Annotated in this window: 18 protein-coding genes and 6 tRNA genes; all 24 read right to left on the bottom strand. The window is 39.1% G+C overall.

What is annotated here, in order from left to right; genetic code table 11:
• Positions 1-282: 282 nt before the first annotated feature.
• The 24 genes from H9650_RS15250 to H9650_RS15365 all read right to left on the bottom strand — a co-directional run bounded on the left by H9650_RS15250 (position 283) and on the right by H9650_RS15365 (position 18,388).
• Complete coding sequence (locus H9650_RS15250) at positions 283-810, bottom strand: chromate transporter (RefSeq protein ID WP_154312088.1); 528 nt, start codon at positions 808-810, stop codon at positions 283-285.
• Positions 807-1,313 (bottom strand): chromate transporter, encoded by a 507-nt coding sequence (locus tag H9650_RS15255; RefSeq protein WP_229654139.1) that lies wholly within the window; start codon positions 1,311-1,313, stop codon positions 807-809. The genes H9650_RS15250 and H9650_RS15255 overlap by 4 nt, the downstream gene beginning before the upstream one ends.
• Before the next feature lie 83 nt (positions 1,314-1,396).
• Complete coding sequence (locus H9650_RS15260; protein WP_154312087.1) at positions 1,397-3,001, bottom strand: gamma-glutamyltransferase family protein; 1,605 nt, start codon at positions 2,999-3,001, stop codon at positions 1,397-1,399.
• Positions 3,002-3,024: 23 nt separating this feature from the next.
• Entirely contained in the window at positions 3,025-4,026 is a 1,002-nt protein-coding gene (locus tag H9650_RS15265; protein ID WP_191697566.1) for an ABC transporter ATP-binding protein, read from the bottom strand.
• On the bottom strand, positions 4,001-5,005 hold the full coding sequence (locus H9650_RS15270) for an ABC transporter ATP-binding protein (RefSeq protein ID WP_144541076.1): 1,005 nt from the start codon (positions 5,003-5,005) through the stop codon (positions 4,001-4,003). The genes H9650_RS15265 and H9650_RS15270 overlap by 26 nt, the downstream gene beginning before the upstream one ends.
• Before the next feature lie 9 nt (positions 5,006-5,014).
• On the bottom strand, positions 5,015-6,565 hold the full coding sequence (locus H9650_RS15275; protein WP_191697567.1) for a glutathione ABC transporter substrate-binding protein: 1,551 nt from the start codon (positions 6,563-6,565) through the stop codon (positions 5,015-5,017).
• Positions 6,566-6,589: 24 nt separating this feature from the next.
• On the bottom strand, positions 6,590-7,486 hold the full coding sequence (locus tag H9650_RS15280) for an ABC transporter permease (protein WP_191697568.1): 897 nt from the start codon (positions 7,484-7,486) through the stop codon (positions 6,590-6,592).
• A gap of 14 nt (positions 7,487-7,500) precedes the next feature.
• The gene (nikB, locus tag H9650_RS15285) at positions 7,501-8,442 is read right to left on the bottom strand and encodes a nickel ABC transporter permease (RefSeq protein WP_144541070.1); all 942 of its coding nucleotides are present in this window, start codon (positions 8,440-8,442) and stop codon (positions 7,501-7,503) included.
• Positions 8,443-8,739: 297 nt separating this feature from the next.
• A complete protein-coding gene (locus H9650_RS15290) occupies positions 8,740-9,189 on the bottom strand; it encodes an Lrp/AsnC family transcriptional regulator (RefSeq protein WP_144541068.1) in 450 nt (149 codons plus the stop codon).
• A gap of 280 nt (positions 9,190-9,469) precedes the next feature.
• Positions 9,470-9,982 (bottom strand): type 1 glutamine amidotransferase domain-containing protein, encoded by a 513-nt coding sequence (locus H9650_RS15295; protein WP_144541066.1) that lies wholly within the window; start codon positions 9,980-9,982, stop codon positions 9,470-9,472.
• Positions 9,983-10,251: 269 nt separating this feature from the next.
• Complete coding sequence (gene glmM, locus H9650_RS15300; protein WP_154312083.1) at positions 10,252-11,604, bottom strand: phosphoglucosamine mutase; 1,353 nt, start codon at positions 11,602-11,604, stop codon at positions 10,252-10,254.
• 37 nt (positions 11,605-11,641) lie between these two features.
• Positions 11,642-12,922 (bottom strand): CdaR family protein, encoded by a 1,281-nt coding sequence (locus tag H9650_RS15305; RefSeq protein ID WP_154312082.1) that lies wholly within the window; start codon positions 12,920-12,922, stop codon positions 11,642-11,644.
• Entirely contained in the window at positions 12,915-13,751 is an 837-nt protein-coding gene (gene cdaA / locus H9650_RS15310) for a diadenylate cyclase CdaA (RefSeq protein ID WP_144541060.1), read from the bottom strand. Before cdaA ends, H9650_RS15305 begins: the two co-directional genes overlap by 8 nt.
• A 120-nt stretch (positions 13,752-13,871) precedes the next feature.
• Positions 13,872-14,519: an anti-sigma factor family protein gene (locus tag H9650_RS15315; RefSeq protein ID WP_144541058.1), complete on the bottom strand. Its 648-nt coding sequence runs from the start codon at positions 14,517-14,519 to the stop codon at positions 13,872-13,874.
• 14 nt (positions 14,520-14,533) lie between these two features.
• Entirely contained in the window at positions 14,534-15,106 is a 573-nt protein-coding gene (gene sigW, locus H9650_RS15320) for an RNA polymerase sigma factor SigW (protein WP_144541056.1), read from the bottom strand.
• A gap of 176 nt (positions 15,107-15,282) precedes the next feature.
• A complete protein-coding gene (gene rocF, locus H9650_RS15325; RefSeq protein ID WP_191697569.1) occupies positions 15,283-16,188 on the bottom strand; it encodes an arginase in 906 nt (301 codons plus the stop codon).
• A gap of 70 nt (positions 16,189-16,258) precedes the next feature.
• On the bottom strand, positions 16,259-16,837 hold the full coding sequence (locus H9650_RS15330; protein WP_318245417.1) for a GNAT family N-acetyltransferase: 579 nt from the start codon (positions 16,835-16,837) through the stop codon (positions 16,259-16,261).
• 111 nt (positions 16,838-16,948) lie between these two features.
• Positions 16,949-17,021 (bottom strand) — tRNA-Ala (locus H9650_RS15335).
• 21 nt (positions 17,022-17,042) lie between these two features.
• Positions 17,043-17,117, bottom strand: a tRNA-Gln gene (locus H9650_RS15340).
• A gap of 5 nt (positions 17,118-17,122) precedes the next feature.
• Positions 17,123-17,206, bottom strand: a tRNA-Tyr gene (locus H9650_RS15345).
• A 21-nt stretch (positions 17,207-17,227) separates the two neighbouring features.
• Positions 17,228-17,303, bottom strand: a tRNA-Val gene (locus tag H9650_RS15350).
• A gap of 107 nt (positions 17,304-17,410) precedes the next feature.
• Positions 17,411-17,483 (bottom strand) — tRNA-Thr (locus H9650_RS15355).
• A gap of 7 nt (positions 17,484-17,490) precedes the next feature.
• Positions 17,491-17,565: transfer RNA gene (locus H9650_RS15360), tRNA-Asn, on the bottom strand.
• Between the two features lie 676 nt (positions 17,566-18,241).
• Entirely contained in the window at positions 18,242-18,388 is a 147-nt protein-coding gene (locus H9650_RS15365; protein ID WP_154312078.1) for a hypothetical protein, read from the bottom strand.
• Between the last annotated feature and the right edge of the window lie 555 nt (positions 18,389-18,943).

Consider the following 18,943-nt stretch of genomic DNA (forward strand, 5'->3'; position numbering starts at 1 on the left):
GGCAAATACGGTCGGGAGGCATCCGCCGAAATATCGATAACCTCCACCTCGTCTGCTGAAGATTCGTTTCGTCCAATTTCTTCAGCTCAGGCGCTATAATTGTTTTCCTGCTTTTAACGCGTTACCTATCCTTCCTTTCTACGCGGTTACCAGTATTCTAATATAATGTAACTCCATCATTATATCTTCTCATTATATGTGAGTCAATCGAAACCACAAGGCCAAAAGTACCAAGAAATGTATAAATGAAGAAAGAGACCTATCGCTAATGGTCTCTTTTACTCATACAATAACTGCTCCGTAAGCAAGCGCTATTATGATAACAAATGCAGGATGTAGTTCTACCTTCTCTAAAAGCAAATAGCTTCCTACTATTAAGATAAGAGTTGATATTATACCAATCCCATCTAATGATTCTTGTGCAAACTGGATAGTCATTACACCTAGTAATACAGCGATTACTGGTCTTATCAGCTTTGTAAGGTTTTTGACTTCCGGCGCTTCTTTATATTTTAATAGAACAGCCATCATACTAATCATGAGTATTAAGGAGGGTGCGACAGTCGCAAAAAGAGCAATAGTTGCCCCTAATATTCCGCCCTCTGCATATCCAATATAGCCTGCCATTTTTGTAGCTATTGGTCCAGGTAATGAGTTTCCAAGGGCTACAACCTCACTAAATTCCTGAGTTGTCATCCACTCATAGTTTTCAACTACCTCATGCTCTATCAATGGAATAGAGGCAGGGCCACCGCCATAGCCCAATATACCTGGAATAAAAAATGCTAAAAACAATTGCCAGTAAATCACTTACTTCCCCTCCTTTTTAATAGAGGGAAAAAAGCGATTGCCATACAAACTACTATGATAATTGCTGGATGTATATGTATAAGCTCCATAAGCAATGCAGCAACAGCTATTATTAAACATGCCTGCCACCATCCAAAGGATTCTCCAGTTTTTTTGATAAAGTCCCAGGTCATTAATGCTAACATAACTGCGACAACTGGAATAACTGCAGCTGTCATATTTTGAACTCTTGGTGAGTCCTTAAATGACTGCAGAAATCCTAGCAGAAGAATCATCAGTATTACTGTAGGAATGACCGAAGCGATGAGTGCATTGACACAACCCCAAAAGCCAGCAATGCGATATCCGATGTAGCCTGCCATCTTGGTTGCTATTGGACCTGGCATTGTATTTGCCAGTGCTAATGTATCACCGAATTCCTCATCATCCATCCAATTATACTTCTTAACAACTTCCTGATGAACTAGGGGTATCGAGGAAGGTCCACCTCCGAATCCAAGCATACCAACTCGGAAGAATGCCCAACTTATATCTCTTTGAAGTACCGGCTTAGGACGCACAGAGCTTTTCTCCAAAGGCTGACGTTCTACCACGCTGCGATAGCTCCATCCGTTCGAGATTCTGTTCCCCCTTGTAGAACGCCCGTATCTGCATTTCTCCAAATAATCTGCCCACGTCCAAAGCTTCCTCCATCAGTTGCCACTTGGATATCATGCCCTTTTCTCACCAAACTTTGTACCAAATAGTTAGGGAACTCTGGCTCAACATGTACCGTTTTACCCTTCATCCACTGCCAACGAGGAATATCAAGCGTTGCTTGTGGATTTAACATATAATCTATAGTACTAGTCACTACTTGAAAATGCCCCTGTGGCTGCATATAGCCTCCCATTATGCCAAATGGCCCTACTGCTTCTCCCTCTTTCGTTAAGAATCCAGGGATAATGGTGTGGTAAGTTTTTTTACCTGGCTTCAATACGTTAGGATGTGATTCATCTAAAGAGAAGTCATGTCCTCTGTTTTGGAGAGCAATTCCTGTCCCTGGAATGACAACACCTGACCCAAAGCCCATGTAATTACTTTGAATATAAGAAACCATATTTCCTTCTTCATCGGCAGTTGCCAGATAAACCGTCCCGCCCTTTGGTAATTCATACGGCTCTGGATCTGCTGCTTCATCTTGAATTACCTCTTTGCGTTTCTCGGCATACTCCTCTGACAATAAATGCTCGAATTTTACTGGCATTGCTTCGGGATCTGTTATAAATGCCTGTCCATCTGTGAAAGCTAATTTCATCGATTCAATTTGCTGATGAATGGTGTGTGCACTTTGCCACTGAGGTTTATCCATCCTTTTAAATACATTTAATGCCATTAAAGCAACCATTCCTTGGCCGTTTGGTGGAATTTCCCAAACATCATAGCCCCGATAATCCACAGAAATGGGATCTACCCACTCAGGCTGATAGGATTCCAAATCACTTTTAGAAAGATATCCTCCATGCTTCTTCATGAAACCATCAATTTGTTCAGCAATTTCTCCTTCATAAAAAGCTCTTGCTTTCGTTTCTCCGATTGCTCGGAGAGTGCTCGCATGACCTGGGGATTTCCACACTTCTCCAATTTCAGGAGGACGTCCATCTGGAGCAAACGTTTCAAACCATGCGTTATACTCCTCGGTCGTAAAGCTTGCTTTAAACTTTTTGTATGCCACCTTCCAATATTTCCCTAGTATTGGTGTCAGAGGATAGCCTTCCTCCGCGTACTGTATAGCAGGCTCTAGTACCTCCTTTAACGGTAGCTTGCCAAACCTTTCAGATAAGGCTGCCCATGCTGCTGGAACTCCGGGTACAGTTACTGGAACTACTCCATACACAGGAACTTTTTCTAAACCTTGTGCTCTTAGCTTCTCTGCTGAAATGGATTGTGGCGCGGGGCCAGATGCATTCAAACCATGAAGCTTGTCCTTTGTCCATATTAAAGCAAAAGCATCTCCTCCGATTCCATTAGAGGTAGGTTCCAAAACTGTTAATGCAGCGGCAGTTGCAATAGCTGCATCAATTGCATTTCCACCTTTTTTTAATATATCTAAGCCGGCCTGCGCTGCTAAAGGCTGTGATGTTGCTACCATTCCTTTTTTAGCAAATACGGTACTTCTCTTACCTGGAAATGGGTGATATAAGTAATCCATGATGTGATTCCCCTTTATAAGCTTTAAATTTTAGTCCCTACAAAGTGACAGGCAGCAAAGTGACCTTCCTTTACCTGCTCCCATGCAGGCATATCTTTTTTACAAATATCTTGTGCTATCGGGCAACGTGTATGAAACGGACAGCCCGATGGAGGATTGGCTGGGTTAGGAAGGTCCCCTTGAAGTCGAATACGTTTCGAACTTCGATTTACCGAAGGACGTGGAATAGCGGACAGCAACGCCTGAGTATAAGGATGCGTTGGATTTTTAAATAAGTCCTCTACTGTACCAAGTTCTACCGTATTACCTAAATACATAACTAGCACTCGGTCGCAAAAATAGCGAACTACTCCTAGATCATGAGAGATGAATAAATAAGACAGCTGGTATTTTTGTTGAAGAGTTTTTAATAGTTTTAAAACTTGAGCTTGAACAGATACATCTAAAGCAGAAACAGCTTCATCACATATAACAAAGGAAGGATTTAAGGCGATAGCTCTAGCTATCCCAATCCTTTGACGCTGCCCACCACTAAATTCGTGAGGATAACGTTCGTAATGCTCCTCTCTAAGCCCTACTTCATTTAGGAGGTCTATTACAGCATTACGCCTTTCTATTTTGGATAAGTTCGTATGCATAACAAAGACCTCTTCTAATGCATGCCCAATTCTCTGTCTAGGATTTAGGGATGCAAAAGGGTCCTGAAAAATCATCTGCATTTCCTTAACAAACTTTAACTTCTCTTTTCTCTTAAGGTTTTGAATTTCTTTTTCCTTAAATATTACTTTTCCAGCTGTCAGTTCCTCTAATCCTAAGATGGCTCTACCTAAGGTAGATTTGCCACAACCTGATTCTCCAACTACCCCAAGGCTTTCTCCTTCATATAACTTAAGGTTTACCTCTTGAACTGCCTGCACATGACCTTGAACTCTCTTTAATATCCCGCCTTTAATAGGGAAATATTTTTTAACTCCATTTAATTCAAGGAGGACCTTCTGATCAGTTTTGGGTGACAAGTTGACCATTTTTTACTTCCTCCTCTTCGTATAACCAGCAACTTACCATGTGGCCCTGCTCGTCATTTATCTCTGGTGGTGCCAGCTCTTTACACTTTGCGGTGGCAAACTTACAACGTGGGTGAAATCTGCAACCTTGAATTTTCTCCTGCAGACTTGGAAGAGAGCCAGGAATAGGCTCTAATTCAAAATCAGGATCGTCTACATTTGGCACAGAGTTTAAAAGTCCTTGAGTATACGGGTGTTTTGGATTTTTGAAGATATCTTCTACCATGCCTTCCTCAACCTTCTTGCCTGCATACATCACCATAACCTTATCCGCTACCTCAGCTACTACTCCCATGTCATGTGTAATGAGCATGATGCCCATATTTAGCTTTTCCTTTAACTCATTGATGAGGTCTAATATTTGGGCTTGTATTGTCACGTCTAATGCTGTTGTAGGTTCGTCCGCAATAAGTAAACCAGGATGGCATGAGAGAGCAATTGCAATCATAACCCGCTGTCTCATTCCTCCGCTCAGCTCATGGGGATACTGACTCATCCGTTTTTCAGGATAAGGGATTCCTACTTGGTTTAGCAGATCAATACCTTGTTTGTGTGCCTCCGATTTAGATAATCCATGATGAAGCATTAAAGGCTCTCTCAATTGGTATCCCACTGTCAATACTGGATTGAGTGCTGTCATCGGCTCTTGGAAAATCATCGAGATCTTATTGCCCCGCATCTTTCTCAATTCTTCGTATGGAAGGCTTTGAATTTCTTTTCCCTCATACTTGACTTGACCTGCAGCGATTTTACCATTGCTTGGCAAAAGACCAATGACTGACAAGGATGTAATACTCTTACCACAGCCGGACTCACCAACGATGCACAGTGTTTCTCCTTTTGAAACAGAAAAGGAGACATCTCGCACGGCTTGAACATTACCGTCTGCCGTGCGAAATTCAGTTACTAAATTGTTCACTTCTAATAATGTCTCCCTCATCAGATATACCTACTTTCCAGTTACATTTTTTAATGTCCATTTACCAGTGGAATCTAGGTTCAATCCTGTGTAGGTGTTATCCAAAGCCGATGTAACAACTCCGTGATACATAACTACTACAGCATTTTCTTCTAGCATTAATTTGTTTGCTTGGTCTAATAATTTTGCGCGCTCTTCTTGATCAACTGTTGTGCGTGATTGCATTACTAAGTCGTCAAATGCTGCATTGCTATATTGTGCTCTGTTAGATGAGCCTACATTGTCACTATGGAAGTTCGGGTAAAATAATTCAGAACCATCTCCCGTTACATTTGACCAGCTTAAGAATGTTAAGTCATATTCGCCTGCACGAGCTGAGTCTAAGTATGTTGCCCATTCCATAGACTCGATTTCAACTTTAAATCCTGCCTCTACTAGTTGAGCTTGTACTATTTCAGCCATTAATGTTGTATTAGCACGGTTAGCTGTTAATAATTTTAGTGGTTGATCACCGTATCCATTTTTCTCCACTAATTCCTTTGCATGATCCAAATCGTAAGGAGTTCCAGCATTCTCTGCTGACTTATCATATCCAAATACCTTTGGTCCAACTACGCTATCACTTCTAACACCTAATCCATTCAATTTAGAGACAAACGCATCGCGATCTATTGCTGAAGCAACTGCTTCTCGGAATTCCGGATCTTGATTCATTTCTTTTAAGTGGTTAAATGCAAAGTAATAGACTGGAGAGCCATCTATTTTTTGAATGTCAATGTTGTCCATCGATTCTAAACGATTGATTTGTTCTGTTGGAAGGTTATCGATAAATTGAACCTCACCTGTTTGTAGCATAGAAATTGCTGTAGAAACCTCAGGAACCACCTTGAACACTACTTTCTTTAAATCAGGTGCTCCGTTCCAATATTCCTCGTTTGCTTCTAGCTCCAACTGGTCTCCAGGTGTCCAACTAACAAATTTAAATGGTCCTGTACCTACTGGCTCTTTCATTAAGTCTTGTTTTTGGTCAGCGCTAGGGCTTACGATTGCCGAGTTTGTATGAGAGAGTGCTGCTAAGAACGCTCCATAAGGATATTTCGTTGTAATTTTCACTGTGTATTCATCTTCCACTGTGATTTCTTCCACTGATTCTAAAAGAGAAGCACGTGGCGCGCCAGTTGCTGGGTCGCGTAATTTATCAAAAGTATACTTAACAGCTTCAGCGTTAAATGGAGTTCCATCATGGAATTGTACGCCTTCTTTTAGTTTAAAGATCCATGTATTTTCATCAGGATTTTCATAGGATTCTGCTAATTTTGGTTCAATTTCCAATGTTTCTGAGTTACGTTGAAAAAGTGTTTCATAAACCTGTTCAATAACATTTGCAGAAGGAGAATCGTTGGTCATGATTGGTGACAAGCCAACAGCATCTGTTGTAGTTGCATAAGTAAAGGTTTTACCACTAATATCGCTTCCGGAACCACCGTTTTCTTTTGGTGCTGATGAGGATTCTCCTCCAGAACAAGCTGCTAGCACGATTGAAACAACAAATAATAAAATAAATAACCATTTTTTCTTCATTTTCATATTCTCCTCTACTTCTTTTTATTGGATGTCCATATTTGGATCTAATGCATCTCTTAATCCGTCTCCTAGTACGTTAAAGGCAAACACGGTTAACATAATTGCTATTCCAGGAATAATTGTTAAATGAGGTGACGTCCACATATAACTTTGCCCTTGTGAAATCATTGCTCCCCATTCTGGTGTAGGAGGCTGTGCCCCTAATCCTAAGTAACTGAGAGAAGCTGTTGAGAGGATAGCTGTTCCCATTCTCATTGTGGCAAACACGATGATCGGTGCCATGGCGTTGGGTAGAATATGACGAATCATAATCCTTAAATCAGACGCTCCTAATGATTTTAGAGCCATAATGTACTCTTTTTGTTTAATAGAAAGTACCGACCCTCTGACTATGCGCGCGCAGCTTGGTATTGACCAAATACTAATGGCTATCGCCACATTGACCAAGCTAGTACCTAAGATAGCTATGATTAACATAGCAAGCAGAATTCCAGGGAAGGAGAAGAGCAAATCTACTATTCTCATAATGATTCCATCCAGCTTTTTATAAAAGCCACCGAGCAACCCAAGAGTAATTCCTCCAAGCAACCCAAGACTAACGGCTGCGATTCCCACTAATAGAGAAATCCTTGATCCATAAACAATACGAGACCAAACATCTCGCCCATAATTATCTGTCCCTAACCAATGTCCGTCTGAAAAGACTGGAAGTTCACTTGCTACAAGGTTTTGCTTTGATGGGTCATATGTTGCTAACCATGGAGCAAAGACAGACATGATAATCAGCCCTAAGATAATAGCAAAACCTAAGACTGCCAATTTATTTTTAAAGAGGCGCTTCATCGTCGTAACTATTACCTTATCCTTCTTTCTTGTTGCAGTTGGAAGTTTATTATTAACTGAAATGGTGTTAGACATATGATCCCTCCTTCTTAGTCATAGCTTATCCTTGGGTCTATGAATGTGTAGACAATATCAACAAGGAGATTCACGACCACGAATAATGTTGCAACTAATAAAACGGAAGCCTGTACCATTGGGAAATCCCTTTGTGCAATAGCATCCACCATCAACCTTCCAACTCCGTTGATTGCAAACACTTTTTCCGTAATAATTGTTCCTCCGAGTAAGCCACCAAAGTTAACACCAATGACCGTCACTACTGGAATCATTGCGTTTTTTAGAGTATGTACCCAAATGACTGACCTTTCTTTTACACCTTTTGCTCTGGCCGTTCTTACATAATCGGCTTTAGCTACCTCTAGCACGGAGGATCTTGTCATCCTCGAAATCATTGCTGCTGCACTAGTGCCAAGTGTGATTGCAGGAAGGATCATCTGCTTAAAGCCTTCTAACGTGTAAAAAGGTGCTGATAAACCACCTACTGGAAGCCATTGTAAATTTACAGCAAATACTAATATCAACAATGCTCCCAACCAAAAGTTCGGTATGGATATTCCTGCAAGTGCTAGAGTAGTAGATGTCATATCGAGCCATGAGTTTTGCTTTAAGGCTGATATCAATCCGGCAACCACCCCTATTATGATGGCGACAATCATACTCGCAATGGCTAACTTAAAAGTATTTGGTAGCCGGATAGCTATTGCCTCAGAAACTGATTGTTTAGATTGATAGGAGTAACCAAAATCTCCTTGAACCGCATTTTTTACATATCGACCGTACTGAACTAGGAAAGGATCATTTAGTCCCAAGTTTTCTCTTATGGACTCCAAATCCGATTCGGTTGCTGTCGGCCCACCTACCATAGTGGCAGGATCCCCAGGCGCTATGTACATAGATGAAAATACTAGAAATGATATACCGAAAAGCAAGAAAAGAAGCTGTATACCACGCCTTACTATTAAAGAAATCACAATCCCACCAACCTTTTCTACACTTGTTAATCATTTCTTTGTTTTTGGTTAACAAATGACTGAATTTTAATAGTTTTGATTATAATACAACAATTCACAAAAATCTATATGAATTTTCAAATAAATTTATTTATTTCATTTATTCTTTACTTTTAGACTTAATAAATAATTTATCCATTACTTTTCGAATAGAATATCTCCTATTTTATTACTTTATGTATTATTATTGTTTTGTACAAAAGTAAACGCTTCCATTCTTTTTGTCCATGCAAAAAGGCATCCTCTAAAGGATGCCTTTTATAATTTTAAGCCACTACGACTTTTAAATCTTCTCAATAAAATATGGCTTTCAACTCTCGTAATACCTTCTAATGCATACAACTCTTCATTGATAAATTTTTCTAGGCTAATGAAGTCATCAACTAACACATGCATATGTAAGGTGGAAGGTCCTGTCATTTGGTAGCAACTCGCTACACTTGGGTTGTTTGCTAGTTTCTCTGCAACTTCCACTAATGATGAAGGTTCACAATCCACTTCAAAAAAGCCGGATACCCCTTTACCTACTTTTTCAGAATTGATCACTACAGTGAATCTTTCAATAATTCCTTCCTTCTGTAGTTGATGAACCCTCTCCCTTACAGCAACTCTAGAAAGATTTAATTCCTTCCCAATGTCTACATATGATAATCGACCATTAGCTGTTAACAGTTCTAGAATTCGCTTGTCTACCGCATCAATTCCCATTGTATATCTCCCTCCCATCTAATATAATAGATGATTAACTTTACTTTAGAAAGCAAAAATATCATTATAACGACATAATGTAAAGAAAAATACAGTTTACTCTTTACATTGAAAAAATCTATATATCTTTTGCATATACATAATGCGTGGTTGAACCAAATAGAAAATTTTAGAACACATAATTAAAGGCAAGAATGCGTTGATTTAACAGCATTCTTGCCTTTTCAAGTTCTATAGTTTTGTTTTTGGAAAGACTAATTGAAGAGCCTTCCTATTTACATTAAGCTAACAGCTTCACGATTTCACGGTTAAATGCCGGAATATCGTCAGGCGTACGACTTGTTACTAGCTGATTTTGACAAACGAATACTTCTTCGTCATGGAACTTAACGCCAGCATTCTCTAGATCCACTTGAATGGATTTATAACCAGTTGCATCGCGACCATTTAATGTTTTCGCAGTAATTAAAAGTTGTGGTCCGTGACAGATTGCAAATACTGGTTTCTTAGCATCCATAAAGTATTTTGCAAATTGTACGAAGCGATCATCCGCACGTAAAATATCTGGAGAAAAACCGCCAGGAATGAACAATGCATCGAATTCCTCTGGTTTTACATCATCAATCCCATAGTCAATCGTTACATTTACTTCTCCGTTTTTACCTGTTACTTGTTTTCCAGCCTCTTCTTCAATTGCAAACACCTCGTGCCCAGCTTCGTTTAGTGCTTGTGCTGGTTTGGCGTATTCTGAGTCCTCAAACATATTTGTGATTAATGTTGCTACTTTAGCCATTTCCTCACTCCTCAATTGTTTGTTCTCTCTTATAATTCCACACTTTAAGGTGCATTAAACATTTTTGATAAAAATAATAGTTGAGGATAGACTAATCGTCTAATTCCTTTTAGAATTCTCCCTACCTTTGTTGGGTAACCTATCTGAAAGGAATTGAGAACATCAGAAAACAACTGCTATGTACTATGACTCTTTACATACAAAAAAATCCTCGACCATTAGGAACAAACAGTCGAGGATGCAAAATATTTATATTGAATGATTTCTATTTATTCTACTAGGCCCATTTCAGCTTTTACAACTTCTACGATACGGCTCACATAGTTTTCACAGTCTTCCTCGGAGGAAGCTTCTACCATTACACGCACTAGTGGCTCTGTTCCAGATGGACGCACTAATACACGGCCGTTTCCAGCCATTTCAGCCTCTACTTCGTTAATAATTGCTGCTACTTTTTCATTTTCTGTTACAGCATGCTTATCTGTTACACGAACATTAACTAGTTTTTGTGGGTATATCTTCATCTCAGCTGCAAGCTCTGAAAGTTTTTTACCAGTTACCTTCATGATGTTCACTAACTGCAAACCAGTCAGCAATCCATCGCCTGTTGTATTGTAATCTAGGAAAATAATATGTCCTGATTGTTCTCCACCCAAGTTATATCCATTTTTCTTCATTTCTTCTACAACATAGCGATCTCCTACAGCAGTTTTAACGCTAGTCATTTCATTTGCCTCTAGCGCCTTGTAGAAGCCCATATTACTCATAACAGTAGAAACTACCGTCTGGTTATTTAAACGTCCTTGGGAATTTAAATACTTGGCACAGATGTACATAATTTGGTCGCCATCAACTATGTTACCTTTTTCGTCCACAGCAATAAGTCTGTCTCCATCACCATCAAAAGCTAAACCAACAGCTGCTCCCTTTTCCAAAACAAATTTCGCTAGGCCGTCTGGATGAGTAGAGCCTACTCCATCATTAATATTTAAGCCACTAGGAGAAACGCCCATCGTTGATAGGTCAGCATCTAAATCAGCAAATACATGAGTCCCTAAAGAGGATGTAGCCCCATTCGCACAATCTAAAGCAACATGGATACCGACGAAATCTTCATCGATCGTTTGCTTCAAGTATTGAATGTATTTTTGTCCGCCTTCGAAGTAATCGGAAACCGATCCAACTCCCCCACCAGTAGGTCTAGGAAGTTCGTCCTTCTCTGCATCAAGCAGTTGCTCAATCTCTTCTTCTTGTTCATCGGATAGTTTAAAGCCGTCTGAACCAAAGAATTTGATGCCGTTATCTTCCACAGGGTTGTGGGAAGCAGAAATCATGACACCTGCATCTGCACTCATTACTCTAGTCAAATAAGCTACACCTGGTGTACTAATTACACCTAAGCGCATTACTTCTACCCCAACCGATAAAAGACCTGCAACAAGGGCGCCTTCTAGCATATGACCAGAAATACGTGTGTCTCTTCCGATCAATACCTTTGCTCGTTCCTTTGACTCTTTTGTTAATATATAACCGCCAAAACGACCTAATTTAAATGCAAGTTCTGGTGTTAGTTCAGAGTTTGCTACACCTCTTACGCCATCTGTCCCAAAATATTTTCCCATTTTGATCTACTCTCCTTAATTACCTGTTATCCTGCTTTTATGCTTCTATTATCGTTAGTTTTGCTTCGGATTCAGATGTTTGCCATTCTATATTCGAAGGGCCATCAATTTGAATAGGGAGAATCGCTTCTCCAACTTCTGAATTTTGTGCATCAACATATATGGATATATCCCCTGATTGCACTTTCTCTAATGCTTCAGCTGTTCCCTTTCCCACTAAAACGACAATCCCATCTGCAGGAACATTAAACTTACTCTCTAATTCCTCAGGTAAACCCTTTATAGCGATTTTCATACCTGGAAAGGATTTTTCTATTATTTCACTGGATGCAGATGTATCCTCTTCTTTCACCGTTTCTTCTGCCTCAGTTGTAGAAGGGGCTTCGGTGACATCAACCTTTACTTCAATTTTTTCTTGAGATATCCTTGTGATTCCTTCAGGTTGAGTCAGCTTCACATCAAATGTACCGGCTTTCTCAATTTTACTCACATCTACATCGACATTCAACCTATCAATTTTATCCACCGTTGCTCGTGGGCCATATATCCGAACGGTTTCTGTGTCTTTAGATATATTATTGATTGTTAACCCAGCCTTAGGCGTTCCTTTTCTCACAATCGAAATTGGTACTTCTTTACTGTATTCTTCCACAGTCAATTTAACTTGCACGGTCCTTGGTTCAACAGATACATCTAATTTGTTCAGGTCTAAGTCCAGGACTCTGACACTTGCTTGCTGTTCAAAGGACTTATTGATGCCTTTTTCACTTGAGATAGTTGCTTTTACATAACCTATGCTTTGAATGATACTTTTTGCACCTGTAATCGTAACTGTTTTTGGTTCCACACTAGAAGATTTTAATACATAGTTCTCTGCTATTAAGTTTTCATTCATATCTAGGTCGACTTTAAACTCTTGTGTGATACGCTCCTCTATTACAACATTTACATAAACAGGATCAGTACGAACCTTTAACTTTTCGGAGAAATTCTCATTCGAAATGGCAACTCTATGTTCTCCAATTGGAAGTTCTCTTAAATCTACAAATAGTTTATAATCCTTCATGATTTTTGCTGATGTTACGAGCTGAGTAGGGCCTTCTATATTGACGTCTACCGTATCAGGTACTCCAGTCACAACTAAATTTTCATCATCATAATAAATCTCTACCGGTACTTCTCTTATCATATCTATCGTTTTGCTGCTTGAGTTCTGATTGTCAGATTCAATGTCAGATTTCACGGATACAAACAGCAGTATGGCAAAGGTAAGTGTGATAATTCGCAAAAGCCATGGATTATTCATCATTCTATCCATTTTGTTTCCCCCTCCATAGCCACTTAGAAGGTGTTGCTTGCTCCTCTGATGGACCAAACCAAAGTCTTGTTAAATGATTTTTAAATTCATCTATAGAAAGATTTCGATGTAGGTCTCCATTAGATGTAAGACTAACTGCACCTGTTTCCTCCGATACCACAATTGTTATCGCATCTGTGACTTCACTGAGTCCTATTGCAGCTCGGTGCCTTGTTCCAAGTTCTTTAGAGATAAAAGGACTTTCAGAAAGCGGCAAATAACAACCAGCAGAGGCTATCTTATTCTTTTGAACAATAACAGCGCCATCATGTAGTGGTGTATTTGGAATAAAGATGTTAATCATCAACTCAGAAGTTAAGTGGGAATTTAGAGTTATTCCTGTCTCTATATATTCCGTTAATCCAGTCTCTCTTTCTATAGAAATCAAGGCTCCTATACGTCTTTTCGCCATATAGCTAACCGACTTGGTCATTGCTTCTATTAAACGAGTTTGCTCTTCTTCTTCATGCAGTGAGCTTCTAGAGAACAATTTACCTCTACCTATTTGTTCTAACGCTCTTCTAATTTCAGGTTGGAATATTATAATGATAGCTAAGAAACCAAATTCAATTACTTGGTTTAACATCCAGCCTAGAGTATCCAGACCTAGAAAGTCTGTTACTACCTTTGCAATGACTATTACAAAAATACCTTTTAACAATTGAACTGCTTTTGTTCCTTTAATAAGAGTTATTAATTTATATATAACAAACCATACGAATAAAACGTCTAAAATATTGACGATTACATTCACTGGCATCAAGTCCGTAAATTGTTCCATAAACGACATTGGGCATCCCCCACTTTTCCTCGCGAATCCATATAAAGTAAGTATAACATACATGTAGTATAGATTTCTCTTTCTAACTCTAACGAAAAAAGTCTATCCAAAGTTTCCTGGATAGACTTTTTATTCGTTTGTCTTTTCATTTTTAAAGAATGAAGCTATATCTTTAGCACTATCTTTTATGGTATACCATAGCCAATCGAATACTTGATTTATTTCCTCCGTTTTACCTGTAACATTTGCGGTAGAAGCCATATATTTAGAGCCGTCAATAATGGAACCATTAATAACTGTTAGATTACCATCCAGTTCACCATCTACTCTAACATCCCCATTTTTAACTACCAAGTCGCCTTTAACGACTTGTCCTTCAGGGATTATAACCGTTTCTCCCTCGACTATTACATGCTCTTGCTTAGTAAACGAAAATTGCTGATCGTTATTATAATTTGAGAAAAGTGCACTACTCATTAACAAAAGAAACATTGCAGCTGCAGTCATAACCGGATGTTGTCTGAACCATCTGCTTACTCCAGTATGTGATTTCTCTTTTGGAAGTCTAGACATAACGGAAAGAGTAAAATCATTTGGTGCCTCTACATGAGCAGCACCCTTCACAAAAGCCACCACATCGCTCAGCTCGTGCATATGATTACGACATTCCGGGCATGATTGCAAGTGTGATTTGAGCTCCAGCTCGTGTTCACGACTAATTTCACCATCTAGATATTCATGCATATAGTGAACAATTCGTTCTGGACACGCACTCATCATGATTCCTCCTATTATAGATTAGGTTGTTTACTTAATTGTTTTCGAAGTGCTTCCCGACCTCTATGAATTCTTGTTTTCACTGTACCCAATGGGAGGTCTAAAATTTCACTAATTTCCTGTAAAGATAATTCCTCCATATATTTAAGTACAATTGCGGATCGATACTTATCAGGAAGCCTGCTAATCTCATATTGAATTCTTTCTTGTAGCTCTAGCTTCATCAGTTCTTCTTCAGGAAGTTCCTCAGACGCTGCAATTTGGGAATACATATCTAGACCTTCCGTACCCTTTACTTCTGCATCTAAATAATAATCAGGCTTTTTTTTACGTATACGGTCGATACATAAGTTTGTTGCTATACGATAAAGCCATGTTGAAAATTTTCTTTTTTGATCAAACGTGTGAATATTAATATAGGCTCGCACAAATGCTTCCTGTGCAATGTCCTCAGCCTCGTGACGATTACCAAGCATTCGATAGCAAACTTGGAAAAGCCTATTTTGGTAAAGGTCGACAATCTCCGCGAATGCGTCTTTATCTCCTTTTAACACTTGTTTTATTCTCTTGTTAACTAACGCATCCATCGTGTGATTTTCCCCTCCGCTCTATGCGGCTGTCTCTACCTATACGTTTAAGGATTCAACAGGTTTCATTTTTTTATGTTATTTTTAATTTTATCAAACATTTCCAGCTTTGTGTTGATTTTAAAAAAAGAAAAAGCAGACCATTTGCCTGCTTTTCAAAAAAATACTTAAAACAATTATATTAAACTTTCTCCAAATAATGAGCCCATAAGTGCGACTGCCGCATCAGCTGTTCTATTTTTTTCATCCAGGATAGGGTTTACTTCCACAAACTCCGCTGAAGTAATTAAATGGGAAGAATACAGCATTTCCATAGCTAAATGACTTTCACGATAGCTTATTCCACCTGGTACTGGTGTCCCAACTCCAGGAGTATAAAGTGGATCTAGTCCATCTAAATCTAATGATAAATGAACTCCGTCTACTTTACGTTCTAGGAAATAAGCCATTGTTTGATTCATAACCTCTGTCATCCCGAGTTTATCTATTTCATGCATGGAGAAAACTTTAATACCTTTTTCTTTAATCAGTTCTCTTTCCCCTGGGTCAACTGAACGTGCTCCGATGATTACAATGTTCTCCGGTTTAATCTTTGGCGCAAAGTCACGGATATTCACTAAATCATCATGACCTAGGCCGATACTTACTGCTAGCGGCATTCCGTGAATATTACCTGATGGAGATGTTTCAGCTGTGTTTAAGTCAGCATGAGCATCATACCAAATAACACCTAGATTTTCATATTGATCCGAGAGCCCTGCTAATGTACCAATTGCAATGCTATGGTCTCCTCCAAGGACAAGTGGAAATTCTCCTTCTGTCACAACGGAATGGACTTTGTTAGCTAAAGCTGTATTTGCTTCTATCACTTGTTCTAAATTTCGAAGAGTTGTATTAGGTGACTTTTCTTCTCTAGTTTGACTGATTAAAATGTCTCCTTCATCTTTCACCGTATGCCCAAGAGCTTTTAAACGCTCAACGACACCAGCATATCGTATGGCACTAGGTCCCATGTCGACTCCTCTTCTATTTTGCCCAAGATCCATAGGAACACCGATAATTGATACATTTAATTTATTCATTATTTTATACCCCCTTCAGTTCATACATCCATTGTAAATCCTAAGGGTCAGTTGGCTCAACCGAGCAATTTTATGTATATTTATTCAATAAAAACTTTAGTTGTTTTTTAACCTCTGCCCACTCATAATCCACAATGGAGTATACCACTGTATTTCTAACTGTTCCATCAGACCTGATGCGTTCATTTCTTAACACACCTTCTCTGATACCCCCAATCCTTTCAATTGCTCGTTGAGATGGCAAATTTAGCTCATCAGTTTTAAACTGTACGCGGATCATACCAAGATCTTCAAAGCAATAATTGAGCAGCAAAAGTTTACATGTCGTGTTCACATGTGTACGTTGATATTGTTTTCCATAGAAAGTAGAACCGATTTCACAAGCATGATTAACTCGATCTATATTATAAATGCGAGTAGTACCCATTATTTTTTTGGTAGTAGTGTGTTCTACTACATAAGCAATAGCATTTTTTTGGTCATTCATCTGCTCAATACCAGCTTGTAGCCATTGCCTTAACTGCTGCTCATCCTCTATCTTATTTAGCATATATTTAAATACGCTAGGCTCGTATAGCTCCCATAGCATAGATATATCCGATTCGGTTAATAACCTTAACGTAACGTCTTTATGAGTTAATTTTTCCACCGATTACACACCCTTTGTTTTTTTTCTAATCATAACGCTTTTAGAGTATGATGAATATATTTTTTGAATCAAAAAAACTCTTCCCATATTAAATGGAAAGAGTTTTATAGATGGAGCCTAGCGGGATCGAACCGCTGACCTCCTGCGTGCAAGGCAGGCGCTCTCCCAGCTGAGCTAAGGCCCCACAATTTATGCTGAGTTGTAATGGCTGGGGTACCTGGATTCGAACCAGGGCATGACGGAATCAAAATCCGTTGCCTTACCGCTTGGCTATACCCCAATAACTGGTGGAGGGGGACGGATTCGAACCGCCGAACCCTAAGGAGCGGATTTACAGTCCGCCGCGTTTAGCCACTTCGCTACCCCTCCAGGCTAATCATAAAACATAAATGGTGGAGGATGACGGGCTCGAACCGCCGACCCTCTGCTTGTAAGGCAGATGCTCTCCCAGCTGAGCTAATCCTCCGTTGCTGTGTCCTAATTAAAAACCGGACAATAAATATTTTAGCATAAAGCTTTCTTCAAAACAAGCACTTTTTTATGTATGTTTTCCCTGCTTTTAGTAATGAGAAAAGCTTCCAACCGGATTTGAACCGGTGACCTCTTCCTTACCATGGAAGCACTCTACCTACTGAGCTATGGAAGCATAAAAATGGCTCCGAAGGTAGGACTCGAACCTACGACCGATCGGTTAACAGCCGATTGCTCTACCACTGAGCTACTTCGGAACGTTCTTATCATTTAAAGTACAAATATAATTATAACAAGTATACTTTAAATTTCAAGCTTAATTTAGATATTTTCCCAATGAAATATTTAAAATGTAATATTATAGAATTTAAGGAGTTAAAGTAAAATATTTAGTTTAAATATGTGTCCTTTTTCTATATTTGGAATTATTTCATTGGAATTGCTTCACCATGTTATATTGGCCTTTAAATATTTAATTATACAGGGAAAGTTAGTTTAATTGATCCTTCTGAAATGGATAGTGTGTTTCCTGATGGCTTCGGACTGGTCTTTTGCTATAAGATAACCGAGGATTTTTTTGAGAGGGATTGTCATGACTTACGTCACGACAATCCCTCTCTTTTTCGGTCATCCTATTGCATCGACAGTCCTGCGCCAACCTACAACACTCGAAACGTTTTTAATGCAGCTTTTGATAATAAGGGAATTGTTGTCCTTCCTACGAGTAGAGCGGCTCCCGAATATACAATTTCGGGAGCCATCCTATTTCTTTATAAGTGGAGAACTTTTTATCTTTTTATTAACAAGGTTATGTTAAAGAGAAAGGTTGATTTAAAGTTCACAAAAAGCGAGCGAGGAAGTGTATCTTCAAGCTCATGCATTTACTGTCCATTTTACTAAAGTGATTATAAGTTAAAATAGGAAATAATGACTTCACCAAAGGGTTGAAATCAAGCGAATTATTACTCTTGGTATAAACATTATGATGTTCCAGACCACTTCAAATATTATAGAACCACCAATCTCACCTAAAATTTCTTTAAAAAACCCATCCTGCTTTTCTTTTTTTTTCTTTGCCATCCAACATCTCCGAATCCTCTAATTTATACCTTCGGTAACGAAACTGCCGCGTTAGTGTAACGTGAACACCTTCATAATTTTTTTCTATTTTAGCAAAAATATTCAGTATTGATTAAATTAATTTTAATATATGTTGGGCAACCTTCACCATACCATTTTCGATAAATTAACTTTTTTCTTCATCAGAGCCATTAGCAATAATAGAACATCTTCATATATAAGAAACACTTAACAGTATTAATGAATAGCATCTTTTTATTTAGATGCTTTTGAGCTGCGAAAACAGGTGGACGGCAGATTTCTTCGTCAGCCGCAGTCGTTCGGTTCTCGCGTATGCTATACGCTCCGAGCCTCTCTTCCTTGCTTCCTTGAACTCTTTGCCCCTCTGCTTTCTCGCACACTTGCTTAGATAGAAATGGTTAGTGCCTTCGGCACTTCTAATTTCTTTATAGAACAAACAAAAAGCCGCCACCGATTACTCGGTAACGACTTCCTATAGTGCCCAGCGACGTCCTACTCTTGCAGGGGGAGACCCCCAACTACCATCGGCGCTGA

This window comes from Psychrobacillus faecigallinarum (assembly GCF_014836595.1).
GTDB lineage: Bacteria > Bacillota > Bacilli > Bacillales_A > Planococcaceae > Psychrobacillus > Psychrobacillus faecigallinarum.